The organism is Thermoflexus sp. (genome assembly GCF_034432235.1).
Classification (GTDB): domain Bacteria; phylum Chloroflexota; class Anaerolineae; order Thermoflexales; family Thermoflexaceae; genus Thermoflexus.
Map to the genome: position 1 here is coordinate 17213 of NZ_DAOUCJ010000004.1, position 14510 is coordinate 31722.

12 protein-coding genes and 1 pseudogene are annotated in these 14510 nt (G+C 64.3%); 8 read left to right on the plus strand and 5 right to left on the minus strand.

What is annotated here, in order from left to right:
• Positions 1-233: 233 nt before the first annotated feature.
• From VAE54_RS00815 to VAE54_RS00825, 3 genes are all read right to left on the minus strand, one after another.
• Complete coding sequence (locus VAE54_RS00815) at positions 234-1016, minus strand: ABC transporter permease (RefSeq protein WP_322800026.1); 783 nt, start codon at positions 1014-1016, stop codon at positions 234-236.
• Positions 1017-1021: 5 nt separating this feature from the next.
• Positions 1022-2014 carry an ATP-binding cassette domain-containing protein gene (locus VAE54_RS00820; protein ID WP_322800027.1) on the minus strand — a complete coding sequence of 331 codons (993 nt, stop codon included), beginning with the start codon at positions 2012-2014 and terminating at the stop codon, positions 1022-1024.
• Positions 2015-2147: 133 nt separating this feature from the next.
• Entirely contained in the window at positions 2148-2600 is a 453-nt protein-coding gene (locus VAE54_RS00825; RefSeq protein ID WP_322800028.1) for a MarR family transcriptional regulator, read from the minus strand.
• Positions 2601-3002: 402 nt separating this feature from the next.
• On the opposite strand from VAE54_RS00825, the gene VAE54_RS00830 reads away from it, so the two are divergent.
• The 5 genes from VAE54_RS00830 (at position 3003) to VAE54_RS00850 (ending at position 7626) form a co-directional block, all read left to right on the plus strand.
• Positions 3003-3401, plus strand: coding sequence for a hypothetical protein (locus VAE54_RS00830; RefSeq protein ID WP_322800029.1), 399 nt, complete (start codon positions 3003-3005; stop codon positions 3399-3401).
• Between the two features lie 327 nt (positions 3402-3728).
• Positions 3729-4748, plus strand: a complete 1020-nt coding sequence (gene coxB, locus VAE54_RS00835) for a cytochrome c oxidase subunit II (protein WP_322800030.1) — start codon at positions 3729-3731, stop codon at positions 4746-4748.
• A gap of 12 nt (positions 4749-4760) precedes the next feature.
• Positions 4761-6632 carry a cytochrome c oxidase subunit I gene (gene ctaD, locus VAE54_RS00840; RefSeq protein WP_322800031.1) on the plus strand — a complete coding sequence of 624 codons (1872 nt, stop codon included), beginning with the start codon at positions 4761-4763 and terminating at the stop codon, positions 6630-6632.
• Between the two features lie 63 nt (positions 6633-6695).
• On the plus strand, positions 6696-7295 hold the full coding sequence (locus VAE54_RS00845; RefSeq protein WP_322800032.1) for a cytochrome c oxidase subunit 3: 600 nt from the start codon (positions 6696-6698) through the stop codon (positions 7293-7295).
• A gap of 13 nt (positions 7296-7308) precedes the next feature.
• Positions 7309-7626: a cytochrome C oxidase subunit IV family protein gene (locus tag VAE54_RS00850; RefSeq protein ID WP_322800033.1), complete on the plus strand. Its 318-nt coding sequence runs from the start codon at positions 7309-7311 to the stop codon at positions 7624-7626.
• A gap of 74 nt (positions 7627-7700) precedes the next feature.
• On the opposite strand, the gene VAE54_RS00855 is transcribed toward VAE54_RS00850, so the two are convergent.
• Together VAE54_RS00855 and VAE54_RS00860 are read right to left on the minus strand one after the other, a co-directional pair.
• Entirely contained in the window at positions 7701-9527 is a 1827-nt protein-coding gene (locus VAE54_RS00855; RefSeq protein WP_322800034.1) for a carbon starvation protein A, read from the minus strand.
• A gap of 256 nt (positions 9528-9783) precedes the next feature.
• Entirely contained in the window at positions 9784-10170 is a 387-nt protein-coding gene (locus tag VAE54_RS00860) for a hypothetical protein (RefSeq protein ID WP_322800035.1), read from the minus strand.
• Positions 10171-10772: 602 nt separating this feature from the next.
• Between VAE54_RS00860 and glyA the strand changes: the two are divergent.
• The 3 genes and pseudogenes from glyA to VAE54_RS00870 all read left to right on the plus strand — a co-directional run.
• A pseudogene (gene glyA / locus VAE54_RS14470) lies at positions 10773-12173 on the plus strand (serine hydroxymethyltransferase); the annotation flags it as partial.
• Positions 12174-12260: 87 nt separating this feature from the next.
• A complete protein-coding gene (gene gcvT, locus VAE54_RS14475; protein ID WP_416223747.1) occupies positions 12261-13946 on the plus strand; it encodes a glycine cleavage system aminomethyltransferase GcvT in 1686 nt (561 codons plus the stop codon).
• Between the two features lie 11 nt (positions 13947-13957).
• On the plus strand, positions 13958-14510 hold a 553-nt coding region (locus VAE54_RS00870; RefSeq protein WP_322800037.1), incomplete at its 3' end, for a DUF4058 family protein.

Genomic DNA, 14510 nt, shown 5'->3' on the forward strand with positions numbered 1-14510 from the left:
CGACGTCGGCGTCCGGCTTCCACCATACCCGGACTCGCTGGGCGCGACGGCTCGGGCCTACTCGTCTCCGTCATCGCCGTTTCCGGGGATTCGGTTTTGAGCCCCCATCCGCTCTTCTTATAAAACTATAGCGGAACCCCTTTGAAGTGTCAATGAGCGAGTTGTAAACCAGTGGGGCTGAAGGTGAAACCGCGAAGCCCCTTGCTCCGGCCGGCTTGGACGCATCCCCTGGGTTACTCCGTCTTGCTGAACAGCCACACCGCCGGGATCAGGAACAGCATCCAGAAGGCGACCAGGGCGATCAGGTTGATTTCCAGCGGGTGAAGGATCAACGCGTGGAGGATCGGCTCCGGGATCATCCCGCGCAACACGGTCTGGCGCATGGCGTCTACCCCGTAGGTCACCGGATCGACCCGGGCCAGCCATTCCATCCAGAGGGGAACCTCCCGGAGCGGGAAGAACGCCCCGCTCACGAAGAACATAGGCATCAGCAGGAAGTTCATCATCATATGGAAGCCTTCCATCGACCGCATGCGGGCGGCGATGAGGATCCCGAAAGAGGTCATGGTCGCCGCCATCAGGATCATCATCACGATCAGGGTGAGGATCTGGGGAACCGTGAATCGCACGCCCACCAGGGGGGCCAGGATCATGATCAGAAGCCCCTGGATCAGCGCGGTGGTGCTGCCTCCTGCCACCTTCCCAAGGGCGACCGCTGCGCGCGAGACAGGGGCCACCAGCACCTCCTTCAGAAAGCCGAACTCGCGGTCCCACACGATGGAAACGGCGGAGAAGACCGCCGTGAAGAGCACCGCCATGCTCAGGATCCCCGGGAACAGGAAGGTGCGGAAATCCACCCCGCCCATCCCGGCCGCCACTGCCGGAGCCAGCCCGTTCCCAAACACCACCAGGAAGAGCAGGGGCTGGCCCAGGGAGCTGAAGATCCGGGCGCGATCCCGAAGGAAACGCAGCAGATCTCGATACCAGATCGTGTAAACCGTTTTCAGGAAGGCCATGTGGCTTACCTCCGCCTCCAGAGTCGCTGGCTCAGACGCATCATGTCCAGGGGTGAGGCCTCTTCATCCCGGATGGCGCGGCCGGTCAGTTTGATGAACACATCCTCCAGGCTGGGCCGCCGCAGGCTGATGCTGTGAACGGTCAGCGGGGGCTCCCGGCCGTTCTGCAGGACCCCCAGCAGTCGGGGGATGAGCTGATCGCCTCGTGCGGCTTCGATGAGCAGCCCTTCTTCGGTCCGGCGGGGCTCCAGCGCCAGCGCCTCCCGCAACCGCTCGGCCGCGCGGGCATCGTCGCTGGTTCGCATCAGGATCACATCTCCGCCGATCATGGCTTTCAGGTTATCCGGGGTGTCCAGGGCGATGATGCGCCCGTGGTCGATGATGGCGATGCGATCCGCCCGCTCCGCTTCGTCCATATAATGCGTGGTGAAGAAGACCGTGGTCCCCTCGGTATCGCGCAGGCGGAGAATGTAATCCCAAATGTGACGCCGCGTCTGAGGATCCAGCCCCAGCGTGGGTTCGTCCAGGAAAAGGACCTTGGGTTGATGGAGCAGGCCGCGGGCGAGCTCCAGCCGGCGCTTCATCCCCCCGGAGAAGGTGCGCACTTCCTGGTGGGCGTGATCCAGGAGATCCACCAGCTCCAGCAGGCGCTTCGCCCGTTCCTCGAAGGCCCGACGGGGGACATCATACAGCCGGGCGTGAAACTGGAGGTTCTGCCACGCCGTCAGCCGATCATCCAGGCTGGGATCCTGGAACACCAGCCCGATGCGCCGGCGCACTTCATGGGGCTCCTTCACGATATCATGGCCCCCCACCCGGGCTTTGCCGGATGTTGGCCGCAGCAGCGTGCAGAGCATATTGATGGTGGTAGACTTGCCGGCCCCGTTGGGGCCCAGGAAGGCAAAGAGCTCTCCTTCTCGCACCGTAAAAGAAACCTCTCGAACGGCCACGAAGTCGCCGAACCGCCGGGTCAGGCGCTCCGCCTCAATGGCGTTCATGCTTTCCTCCTCCTGATCCGTAGTTCCTCTGAGAAGCAAGAGCGATCGTCGTGAATGGTTGAGCGCAGGCCGCCTCCAGCGGCTCGCACCCCCTGAAAGCTCCGCCGGAGATGGAGGAATGCCCGGACATCGATCACCCGGTCGAAGGAGGCCCCGGGCCGCTCCCCAGCGTTCGCTGCAGGAGATCCATCGCCTGGGCCAGGATCGCGCGTTCCTCCGGGCTGAGGGTGGCCAGCCGTCGCCCCAGACGGACGGCCGCTCGCAGCTGAAGCCGGCGCAGCGCCTTTCGCCCCTTTGGCGTGAGCCGGATCCATACCCGCCGTCGGTCTGTGGGATCCCGTTCCACATCCACCCAGCCCTGAGCGGCGAGGGAGCGAACCGCCCGCGAGACCGTGGAGGGACGAACAGACTGCGCACGGGCCAGCTCCGTCAGGGTATACGGACGCTGAGCCAGCATCCCCAGCAGCCGATAGGATTGCGCTGGGAAGCTTTCCGGATGATCCCCTTTCACCTCTGCCCAGATCTTTCGTATCACCAGGTGAAGGGTCTCCAGGATCCGACGGGCCAGGACACGTTCAGGGATCAAGCTCCGGGCCTCCCCAGATTTTTGCGCATGCTAAAATTTAGCGTTGCGAATTATATTCGACTTCCCCGGTCGTGTCAAAAAGGAGCCGGCCGCATGGTTTCCATGGCGCCTCACCGGCAGGTCGGGGATCCGCCTCTCCTTTTTCGATCCCGCCCCAACGAATGGATTAGAAAATGGATAAATTAGTCCAAAAAGCGCTTCAAGTGGGCGTCCTGTTTTGACAATTTGGGTTAATTGGATCATTAATAAAGAGGGGTTCGGAACAGGCATCCTGACGGCATGGGGAGGCCATGATGGCTCGTGTTCCGAAGTGGGGTAGGGCGTTGGGGATCATCGGACTGTTTCTGGCCGCGTGCGCATCGGCTGGCCCGGCCGGCCCGGCGCGCGTTACATTAAAGATGGATGGAGGAATACCGTTTCGATCCCTCCACGATCCGGGTGAAGGCCGGCCAGGAGATTCGCCTCACCCTGGTCAACCAGGGGAAGGAGACCCACGAGCTGATGATCGGCCGGGAGCTGATGACCCGGGCGGGCCGACCGGTCGGCTTTCATCAGGACTTCTTCGATGGGGTCGTGGTGAAAGCGGAGCGGGGAGGGAAAGCCATTGATATTCGGGAGTTGATGGAAGAGGAGGAGGAAATGCACGGCTTCATGGTGGCCCTAAAGCCGGGCAGCGAGCCAGTCACCCTCATCTTCAAGGTCCCGGCGGACAAAGCGGGGGAGTGGCAGATCGGCTGTTTCGAGAACGACGGTGCCCACTGGGACCTGGGAATGCAGGGGAGGTGGGTGGTCCAGCCATGATCCTGGATCCGGGATAAGGGGCAAGGACCTGAGGATGAGGGGTCTTTGCATGGGGAGAAGCGCTGCTCCTCAGGGGAAACTCCGTCGCGTCCCTGTCGCCCGATTCGTATCGGGGTGAGCGGCCTTGACAGTTCGAGTAAAACTCTTCATCCATTTCATGCGATTTAGTGCGAACAGGGATCCACAGTAGGCGTTATGTCCCTTTGCGCGGGGGCTAAGAGGAGGAAGAGGCAAAAGCGTGGGGCGGGCCGCTGGGGTGCCTGCCCTATGTCTCATGCTTTGATCGCTGAGGGAGGAGCGCGCAAAGCCAACACGGGAGGCATCTGGATGGCGCGAACCGGCGGTGCGATCCGCGGATGGGCCCGGGGGGGCGAAGCAGGGCTGGTGATCCTGAGCGCTGGGCTTGCGGGGTGTTCTGCTCAGAGCCCGGCGATCCTGGCTCCTGTATCCCCCAAGGGCCGGGCGGAGGCGGAGCTGTTCTGGTTCATCCTGGCGATTACGGCCTTTGTCTTTGTGGTGGTGGAGGCGTTGTTGCTCTACGCGGTCATCCGTTTCCGGGCCCGGGATCCGCAGGCCATTCCCCCCCAGATCCACGGGAACCGGGCCCTCGAGGTCTCATGGACCACGGTGACCGCCCTGGGCCTGGCGGTGATTTTCGCCATGACCTGGCGGACGATGGCCGCGACCTCCACGCCGCCGGCGGAGGCGATTCCGGTGAAGGTCATCGGCCATCAATGGTGGTGGGAGTTTCAATATCCGACTCTGGGGATCACCACGGCCAACGAGCTGGTGATCCCCGTGGGCCGGCCGATCCGGCTCACCGTTACCGCGGCGGACGTCATTCATAGCTTCTGGGTTCCTCAGCTGGGCGGCAAAATGGATGCCATCCCCGGGCGGGAAAATCTCCTGTGGTTGCAGGCGGATGTGGAGGGGACGTATTACGGGCAGTGCGCAGAGTTATGCGGCGCCTCCCATGCGAACATGCGCCTGCGGGTCCGGGTGGTATCGGACTCCGAGTTCCAGCGATGGGTGGAAGCTCAGCGGGCGCCCGCGGCGCAGCCCGTGGAGCCCCTCGCGCAGAAAGGATATCAGGTGTTCATGAGCAAGGCCTGCGTGGGCTGTCATACCATTGACGGCACGCCGGCTCGGGGAAAGGTGGGACCGAACCTCACTCATGTGGGGAGCCGGACGACGATTGCGGCGGGCCTGCTGGAGAACACCCCGGAGAACCTGGCCCGCTGGCTGGATAATCCCCCGGCGGTCAAGCCGGGCTCGCTGATGCCCCGCCTGGGCCTGACCCCGGAGGAGATCCAGGCTCTGGTGGCTTATCTTTCTTCCCTGAAATGAAGGGAGGCAGCGATGGCCGGTTCGGCGGTGGCATGGCCCCGCGTGTATGAGGAGCGGGGGCTTCTCTCCTGGTTGACCACGGTCGACCACAAGCGGATCGGCATCCTGTATATCCTGGGCGCCGGGTTCTTCGCTCTGATCGGTGGCCTGGAGGCCCTGCTCATCCGGACGCAACTGGCGGTCCCCAACAATCGGGTGCTGGTGGGGGAGGCCTACAACCAGGTTCTGACCATGCACGGCACCACCATGGTCTTCCTGGTGGTGATGCCGGTGCTGGCGGGGCTGGGGAACTACGTCGTCCCTCTGATGATCGGGGCCCGGGACATGGCCTATCCTCGCCTGAATGCCTTCGGGGTTTGGATGTTCCTGCTGGGCGGGCTCTTCCTGAACCTGAGCTTCCTGCTGGGTGGGGCGCCCGACGCGGGATGGTTCGGCTATGCGCCGTTGACGGCGAAAACCTTCTCCAAAGGCACCGGCATCGACTTCTGGATCCTGGGCCTGCAGCTGCTGGGGATCTCCTCCATCACCTCCTCGATCAACTTCGTGTCCACCATCCTGCTGTTGCGGGCGCCCGGTCTCACCCTGAACCGGCTGCCGCTTTTCGCCTGGACCACGCTGGTGACCGCCTTCCTCATTCTCTTTGCGATGCCCAGCATCTCGGCGGCCCTGTTCCTCCTGTTCCTGGACCGCCATCTGGGGACGCATTTCTTCAACCCGGCGGCGGGCGGGGATCCGCTGCTCTGGCAGCATCTCTTCTGGTTCTTCGGCCACCCGGAGGTCTACATCATGATCCTGCCCGCGATGGGGATTGTCTCAGAGGTGCTGCCGGTCTTCTCTCGCAAGCCCATCTTCGGCTACACGGCGGTGGCCTACTCCAGCGTAGCCATCGGCTTCATCGGGTTCACGGTCTGGGCGCATCATATGTTCGCGGTGGGGCTGCCTCCGGTGGTGAATGCCTTTTTCTCGGCCGCCAGCATGCTGGTGGCGGTGCCCACAGCCATCAAGGTCTTTAACTGGATTGCCACCATCTGGGGTGGGGCCGTGCGATATCGCACGCCCTTCCTCTTCGCTGCCGCCTTTGTGGCCCTCTTCGTCATCGGGGGATTAAGCGGTCTGTTCCTGGCCGCTGTCCCGGTGGACTGGCAGGTGACGGACACCTACTTCGTGGTCGCTCATTTCCATTACACGCTCTTCGGCGGCTCGATGTTCGCTATTGTGGCCGGCATCTATTACTGGTTTCCCAAGATCACCGGGCGCTTCCTGGATGAGCGGCTGGGCCGCCTGCATTTCGCCCTCCAGTTCATCGGATTCAACCTTACGTTTTTCCCGATGCATTTCCTGGGGCTGTCCGGAATGCCCCGACGGGTTTACACCTATGCCCCTGGCCTGGGCTGGGAGGGCCTGAACCTTCTGGCCACGGTCGGCGCCTTTATCCTGGCTCTGGGCTTCGTGGTCTTCTTCGTTAACATCGCCCGCAGCCTGGTCGCCGGGGAGCGCGCTCCGGATGACCCGTGGGATGGGCACACCCTGGAGTGGCTGACCTCCTCGCCGCCGCCGCCCTATAATTTCGCGCGCATCCCGGTGATCCACAGCCGCCGGCCGGCATGGGATCGCAAATACACCGGCAACCCGCATCCGCATCCTGTCATCGAGGCGGCAGAAGGAAACGATCGGGTTGGGGAGGTGGAGACGTCGGAGGAGCCCATTCATCTGCCCTCCCCCAGCCTGTGGCCGCTGATCCTGGCGGCCGGGTTGACGGTCTTCGCCCTGGGGCTGGTGACCCACTGGATCTTTATCCCCGTGGGCCTTCTTCTCTTCGCCCTGGGGCTCGTGCGCTGGGTCCAGCAGCCTCTGTTCCCGGAAGCCCACGGGACGTCATCGTGAGGGCCCAGGGGCTTCCCGGATCCAGCCCCAGGAGGGGAGGGAACCTGGATCTTTCCACCCGGAGTGGCGGAGGAGCAGACGATGGCCAGCCATCATCCAACGGTCGGATCCGAGATCGCGGTGGATAGCCGCAAGCTGGGGGTCTGGGTCTTCCTGGCCTCGGAGGTGATCTTCTTCGCCTCTCTGATCGTCTCCTACCTGGTGCTGCACAACCGGGTGACCAGCGGCCCCACCGCCCATGAGGCCCTCACCCTGACCATCCCCACCATCAACACGATGATCCTGCTCACCAGTAGCGTGGCGATGGTGCTGGCCCTGGCCCACCTGCGGGATGGAAACCGGCGGGCCTCCATCGCCTGGCTGCTCACCACGGCCTGGCTGGGCATTTGTTTTCTGATTCTGAAGGCGGTGGAATACAGCCAGCATCTCCATGAAGGCCTCACGCCCAGCGTCAACGTCTTCGGCTCCGCTTACTATACGGTCACCGGTTTCCACGCCGCGCACGTGGCCGTGGGGGTGATCTGGATCCTGAGCGTGGCCCTGGGGCTCCGCCGCCGCCTCTCGCCTCAGAACGATGTCCTGGTGGAGACGGTAGGGCTTTACTGGCACTTCGTGGATCTGGTGTGGGTGGCGATCTTCATGGTGGTGTATCTCCTGCGCTAAGGGAGGATCGGCCGTGAGGGGGACTTCCGTGAGCACCGATCGACCGGAAGGGACGGTGGGAGCCAAGGCCCATCGGCATCCGAACTACGTCCTGGTGGGGATCGTGTTGATCGTCCTCACGATCCTGGAGGTGAGCGTCATCCGCCTGCCGGTGCCTCAGCTGCCCTTCCTGCTGGGGTTCGCCATCGCCAAGGCCCTTCTGATCCTGATGTATTTCATGCACCTGAAATTCGACTCCCGACTCTACGCGGTGCTCTTCGCCTATCCCTGGCCGCTGGCGCTTCTGCTGGTGGGGATGCTGATCTGGGTGTATTTCGGGTTCCGGGCATAATGAAATGATGGGGTAAAAAAAGCGGGGGGCACCTGTAGGGTGCCCCCCGCTTTTTTTGCCGCCATGCCAGGGCCTTATTCCCCACCCCCGCCGACCGGGGCCGGGCGCGCCGGAGCGGCCCGCCAGCGATTGAAGGCCACCCATCCTTCATAGCCGATAAAGGCGGCGGCGATGAAGAGCAGAGCGGCCAGGATCAGCATCACGATGGAACCCACGATCGCCACCGGCTGGTTATTGGCGATGGAGGTCTGAAGGGCGAGGCGCTGGTTCCACAGGGTCACCAGAATGGCGGCCATGGTCGTGATATACATAAAGACCCCGGGCACACCCGCATACCATGCCGGCCGCCGCTCCGAGACCAGCCAGACGGTGACGATGAGCAGGGCCAGGCCAGCCATCAGCTGGTTGGCGGCGCCGAACAGCTGCCAGAGGTAGATCCAGGTCCCGGTGAGCACCAGGAAGGCCGCGAGGGCCATGGAGATGAGGCTGGCCACGTGCGGGTTCTTGAACACGGGCTGGGCCTCCCCCACCCATTCGCCCAGGGTCACCCGCATCAGCCGGAAGACCAGCTGGACCACGGTGATGACGATGACCACAAAGGCCGCAAAGCCCAGGGCGGTCCCGTAAGGCAGGAAAGCGGGGCCGAAGAGCTGGGAGAGCAGCGTGCCCACACCGCTGGCGAAGGCGGCAGCCCCCGCTCCCTTCCCCGGGATGGAGATCGCGATGAGGGAGAGCAGCCCCAGGGTGTTCTCGCCGAAGAGCATGGCCCCGCCGCCCACCGGGAGAGCATCGGTCTCATACTCCAGCTGCCGGGCCGTGCCCACCGAGCCGAAGAGGGCATGCCAGCCGGAGATCGCGCCGCAGGCGATGGTCACGAAGAGCATCGGCCACAGGGGTTGCAGATCCACTCGCCCGGGAGCCACAAATCCGGTAAAGGCAGGGAGCTTGAACGACACCGCGCTGGGGTTCGTGAAGAATCCGACGATGCCGCCCAGGTAGGAAAGCACGATCACGATCGCCGTGATCCAGAACCCCAGGTAGTTGACCGGCTGAGCGAAACGCCAGATCGGGAGGTTGGCCCCGAGATAGCAGAAAACGAATGTAAACAGCATCCAGAAGATGTAAGCAGGGGTCACACTGGCCGTGCCACCCTTGAACTGCTGGGCCGTCGGATCGAAGTATTGATAAAGCGGCTGCTTGCCGATGGCGGCGTTCAGGCCGTCAAACAGCTGGCCGACCGGCCCCTGCTGAGTGATCTTGCCCCCCTCTCCCACCACGGCCCCCCAGGGACCCAGCCCGATGGCGATCAGGGTGACGATCAGCGTGATAGCGGTGACCACGATCAGATCCATCTTCCACCGGTAAAGCATCTGGCCCATCAACAATCCCATCACGGCCAGGGTGATGATGCCCAGCGGAACACGGGGATCCAGCAAAACGCCAGCGATCAGGTTCACAAAGGCTCCAGCGATCAGCAACAGATAGAAGAAAATGAACACGAAGAGGAGGGTGCGGGTGCGGGGGCTGATCAGGCGGTAGGCGACGGCGCTCAGGGAGTTCCCGTCGTTGCGCACGGAGAGCATGATGGCGCTGTAGTCGCTGGCCCACCCGATGAAGGAGACCCCGAGGATCAGCCAGAGGAGGGCCGGCAGCCAGCCCCAGAGCACCCCGGCCGTGATCGGCCCCACGATCGGGCCCGCCGCGGCGATGGACTTGAAGTGATAGCCGATCAGGATGTTGCGGCTGGTGGGCACGAAATCGACGCCGTCCATATACATCCGGGCCGGGGTCGCCCGCTTCGGATCCGACTGGATGATCTCCCGGTCGATCCGCTTGGCGTAGAGGTTCCAGATCAGCAACTGGACGAGGATACCAATGATAATAACCCAGAAGGCGCTCATGGCTTTCCCTCCAGGATGAGATCAGAAAGTGGTGAAGCCTCGCCCGTGAGCACGCGCTGGGAAGCGCGGCCGCCCGATGACCGAAAGTCGAACATTTCCTCGCGCTCCGCTCACCTCCTTTCCTGGGGTAGAGGATCTGTGCCGTCGGACTCCCATGCGGGGAGGCCGGATGACCTCAAGGACCGGAAAAAGCCTTCCGGGATCGATTTGCCCCCCGCTCCCCGTCTCATGAAACGAACAGGCGACAGCCGGCATCTCAGGCTGTCGCCTGGGGGATTCCCAACCGCTGGGCGATGGCCGCCTCAGCCGCCGCGAAATCGCCGCCGGTGAACACCTGACCATCCACGATCACAGCCGGATAACGGCGGGCGCCATACCGAAGGGATTTCCACCAGCCTTCCATGGAGACGGCATCGATCACCTTCACGGCGATCCGGTCACAGTAAGTCGCCAGCAGGCGGGCGATCCAGGCCGCGAGATCCTGATAGGCCTTCTGGAGGTCCTCCGGCAGGCCCGAGGCGAGCTGCTCCGCGTGCAGGGCCTGACCGACGCCGGCCTGTTGCCAGACCAGCTCACAATGGAGGCAATGATAGAAAGCGGTGGGCGCGTACGCGATCACCTCAATCTGCAAGGGCCGGTCCATCCAAGGCCCCTCCGTTCCTCCGGGGGAATCCGAAACGCCCTTATTCACCCTCATTATAACTATAACAATCCGCTTATGTCAAGTTTTTGCCCCCCACATTGTTCATGAAAGCACTATATTGTTGTTTTTATCACAATGCGCCGAGGGGATTCAAGATGGGGTTTCATGCGGGGACTGGGGCGGCGCGAACCCGTTCTCGGAGCTGATGGGGAGGTGCTGGGTTCTCTCCGGCGTGCCATTCCGGGGACGGCGTTCAGGCTCTGCGGGATCCCTCGGGGTTCACCGGTCAATCCGGCTATCGGGTGAGATCGTTCCCTGTTCCGTTTGGGATTCTCATCGGGGTTTTGAGGCCTTGGGAGCTGGGCGGGATGATGGGTTATGCGCTCCGCCCGGAGAAGCGGTGACCTTGACGTCCCTCTTTCTCCTCACGTAAGATAGAGTCGAAAGCGGCTCCCTATCCCCGAGGGTGATGAGGAAGCCGGGCAGGTCGTCGAAAGCCGCCCTGGCCTCCCAACCCGGCTTCCCTAAGGGGAGGGTGCTCTTTTATCCCCTGTTCAAGCTCAATGGCGTGGGTCCCGGAGATTCCGTGTAAGGAGAAGCCCATGCGGGATTTCCTGTTTCGGGGTTCGCTAACGGAAGTGGATCCGGATGTGGCTGCCCTGATCCGCTATGAGCATGAACGTCAGATCCGCAAGCTGATCCTCATCCCCTCCGAGTCCTACGCCCCGGCGGCCGTCCGTGAAGCTCTGGGTTCGGTGTTCCAGAATATCTACGCCGAAGGCTATCCCCACGAGCGCACTCGAACCCAGACAGAAGCCGAGCTGCTGGATTATGAGGACCAGCTGGGGTTCTACCGGCGATACGGTGATCAGCGGTATTACAAGGGTGTAGAATACGCGGACATCGTGGAGGCTCTGGCCCGGCGCCGCTGCGCCGAGGCCTTCGCCACCCCGGAGATCCCCCCCGAGCGGATCTTCGTCAACGTCCAGCCTCTCTCGGGCGCCCCGGCCAACAACGCGGTCTATGAGGCGCTGCTTCAGCCTGGCGATACGGTGATGGGCATGTCCCTGGTCCACGGCGGCCATCTGACCCACGGCTCGCCGGTCAACCGCTCGGGCAAGCATTATCGCATTGTCTGGTATACGGTGGATCCCCAGACGGAGCTCCTGGATTATGACCAGATCCGTGAGCTGGCCCGACAGCACCGGCCGAAGATGATCATCGCCGGGTACACATCGTATCCGTGGGCACCGGACTGGAAGCGCTTCCGGGAGATCGCCGACGAGGTAGGGGCCTATCTCCTGGCGGATATCGCCCACACGGCCGGGATGGTGATCGCGGGCGCTTACCCCAACCCCCTGGGCTATGCCCACGTCGTCACCTTCACCACGCATAAGACGATCATGGGCCCGCGCGGGGCCTGTATCCTCACCACGGACCCCGACCTGGCGAAGCGGATCGATCGAGCGGTGTTCCCCGGCGAACAGGGTGGGCCGCACGTGAACGTTTTCGCCGCCCTGGCGGTGGCCTTCAAGCTGGCCCGCACGGAGGCGTTCCGCGAATTGCAGCATCAGATCGTGCGGAACGCCCAGGCCATGGCCCGGCGCCTCGCCGAACGGGGCCTGCGGATCCCTTACGGAGGCACCAATACCCATCTACTCCTGGTGGATTGCAAGTCGGTGCGGGGCCCGGACGGAACGCCTCTCATGGGCGATCCGGCCGCTCGGGTGCTGGACCTGGCCGGGATCGTGGTGAACCGCAACACGATCCCCGGGGACACCGGCGCGGGGGCCGCCAGCGGGATCCGTCTCGGGACTCCATGGATCACGCAGCGGGGGTTTCGGGAGGCGGAAGCGGAGGCCCTGGCGGACATCATCGCCGATGTGCTGTGGGCCTGCCGGCCGCACCGCTACTATGTGGGCCGCGACCTGGTTTACCGAACCAAGGTGGAATTCGATGTCCTGGAGGAGGCGAAACTCCGGGTGGCCGAGCTGGCCGCCCGGGCAGGCGCCGATGTGGAGCTGCCGAGGAGCGGCTATCCCCATTACTGGTTCCTCACCGATCGTCTCCCCGCGGCGGAAGGGAAGGCCGTGCTGGAGATCGAGGGGGATCGGGCCGCGGAGTTCCTGGACGCCGCCCTGACCCAGCAAGTGGTGGGTCTGAAGGCCCATGAGGGGGCTCCGACTTTCGTGCTGGAAGCGGACGGCCGGATCATGAGCCCCGCCTATGTGATCCGGGATGGCCCGGATGCCTTCCGGCTGGTGATCCCCGAGGAGCGGGCGGGGCGGGTCGCGGCGTGGCTGCGGGATCTCTCGGATGGTTACGTGCGTTTCGATGAGGATATCTGGGCGAAGCTCCCCGGCCCCCTGCGGGTGCGGGAGATCCCGGCAGAGGATCCGCGGGCGGCCTCGGCCCGCGCGCAGGCGCGCTTCCCGCAGGATCTGGCCGAGGCCGCCGCTGTGGCGCCGCACAAGCCTTTCTTTATCGGCTATCGGACGGTGGATTCGGTGCATCGCGACCGCCTGGGATCGTTGCCGGCCTTCTCCTACGCGGAGCCCGAAGGCGCGCCCCTCAAGCGGACGTCCCTCTACGAGCTGCACCGGGAGCTGGGGGCGAAGATGATCCCCTTCGCCGGCTGGGAGATGCCGGTCTGGTATACCAGCGTGAGCGAGGAACACCGGGCGGTCCGCACCGCCGCCGGCCTCTTCGATGTCTCCCATATGGGCGTTCTGGAGGTCAGCGGGCCCGGCGCTCGCGCCTTCCTGGAGCGGGTGACCACCAACGACGTGATGGCCCTTCGAGTCGGGGAATCCCAATACACGTATCTCCTGGATCCCGACGGGCATGTGCTGGATGATCTGATCATCTACGCCCTGGCGCCGGACCGGTATATGCTGGTGGTCAACGCGGCCAATAACGATCGGGACTGGGCCTGGCTGAACGCCGTGGCCCGGGGCGAGGTCCAGATCGATCGGGAGCGCCCATGGGCGATGCTCACGGATGAGGTGATCCTGCGGGATCTGCGGGACCGCCGCTGGGGGGAGGATTGCCGGGTGGATATCGCCCTTCAAGGCCCCCAGGCGCTGAAGATCCTCCAGTCCCTGGCGGATGGAGGGACCGGAGCGCGCCTGGCCGCCCTGCAGCGGGGTCAGGTCCTGCGCGCCGAGATCCGGGGTTTCGACCTGATCATCTCCCGCACCGGCTACACTGGCGAGCGCATTGGTTATGAGCTCTTCGTCCACCCGGAGCGGGCGCCGGCGTTGTTCGAGCTGCTGCTGGATGCCGGGAAGCCCTTCGGTCTCAAGCCGTGCGGCCTGGGCGCGCGGGACAGCACCCGCACGGAAGCGGGCCTCCCGCTCTACGGCCACGAGCTGGCCGGGCCCTTCGATCTCACCCCGGGCGACGCCGGCTTCGCCCCCTTCGTCAAGCTCTACAAGCCCTTCTTCATCGGGCGGAAGGCCTACATGGCCCGCGAGGCGAAGCGAACAATGGAAGTCGTTCGCTTTCGGATCGTCGAAAAGGGGGTGCGGCTGCCCAAGCTGGGGGACGCCGTGGTGGATCGCCGGGGCCGGGTGATCGGCTACGTCACCAGCTGCGCGATGGATACCGAGGGGCTTCTCACCGGCATGGCCTGGATCGAGCGGAGCCATGGGGCGGAGGGGACGCCCATCGGGATCGTGGTGGGAAGCGGAAGCCTGCCGGAGCGACCGAAGGTCGGCGACCGGCTGATCGTGCCGATCCCCGCCGAGGTGGTGAGCCGCTTCATGAGCCGCTGAAGGAGCCGGGGATGCCCTCGCCGTTTCCCGGGATGGATCCGTATCTGGAACATCCGGCCCTGTGGCCTGGACTTCACAGCCGGCTGATCGTCGGGCTGGCGGATTACCTGGGGCCGCTCCTGCGCCCTCGCTACTACGTGGAGGTGGAGGAGCGGGTGTATCTCCTCACCCCCGAGGGGAGCTTTCCTTTCCTGGCCCGCCCCGATGTGATGGTCGCCACTGCCCCGGGTGTCGGACCTTCTACCCCCGTGCGCTCGATCCCGGCCGGCGGCGCGCGCATCGTGGAGATCCCCGTGCCGGAGGAGGTGCGGGAACGCTATCTGGTGGTGCGGGAGGCAGGGACCCACCAGGTGGTGACCTGGCTGGAGCTCCTCTCCCCGGCGAACAAGATCCCCGGGGAGGGCCGACAGGCTTACCTTAGGAAGCGAGAGGAGGTGCTTCGAAGCCGGGTGCATCTGGTGGAGATCGATTTGCTGCGGGCGGGGGAGCCGATGCCGGTGATGGGGGACGGGCGGGACGGGCATTACCGTATCCTGATCAGCCGGTGGGAGCAGCGGCCCCGGG

Coding starts and splice junctions, on each gene's coding strand:
- ctaD (WP_322800031.1), top strand. CDS start 4,761: ATGGCCGGTTCGGCGGTGGCATGGCCCCGCGTGTATGAGGAGCGGGGG.
- VAE54_RS00860 (WP_322800035.1), bottom strand. CDS start 10,170: ATGGACCGGCCCTTGCAGATTGAGGTGATCGCGTACGCGCCCACCGCT.
- VAE54_RS00830 (WP_322800029.1), top strand. CDS start 3,003: ATGGAGGAATACCGTTTCGATCCCTCCACGATCCGGGTGAAGGCCGGC.
- VAE54_RS00820 (WP_322800027.1), bottom strand. CDS start 2,014: ATGAACGCCATTGAGGCGGAGCGCCTGACCCGGCGGTTCGGCGACTTC.
- VAE54_RS00815 (WP_322800026.1), bottom strand. CDS start 1,016: ATGGCCTTCCTGAAAACGGTTTACACGATCTGGTATCGAGATCTGCTG.
- VAE54_RS00855 (WP_322800034.1), bottom strand. CDS start 9,527: ATGAGCGCCTTCTGGGTTATTATCATTGGTATCCTCGTCCAGTTGCTG.
- coxB (WP_322800030.1), top strand. CDS start 3,729: ATGGCGCGAACCGGCGGTGCGATCCGCGGATGGGCCCGGGGGGGCGAA.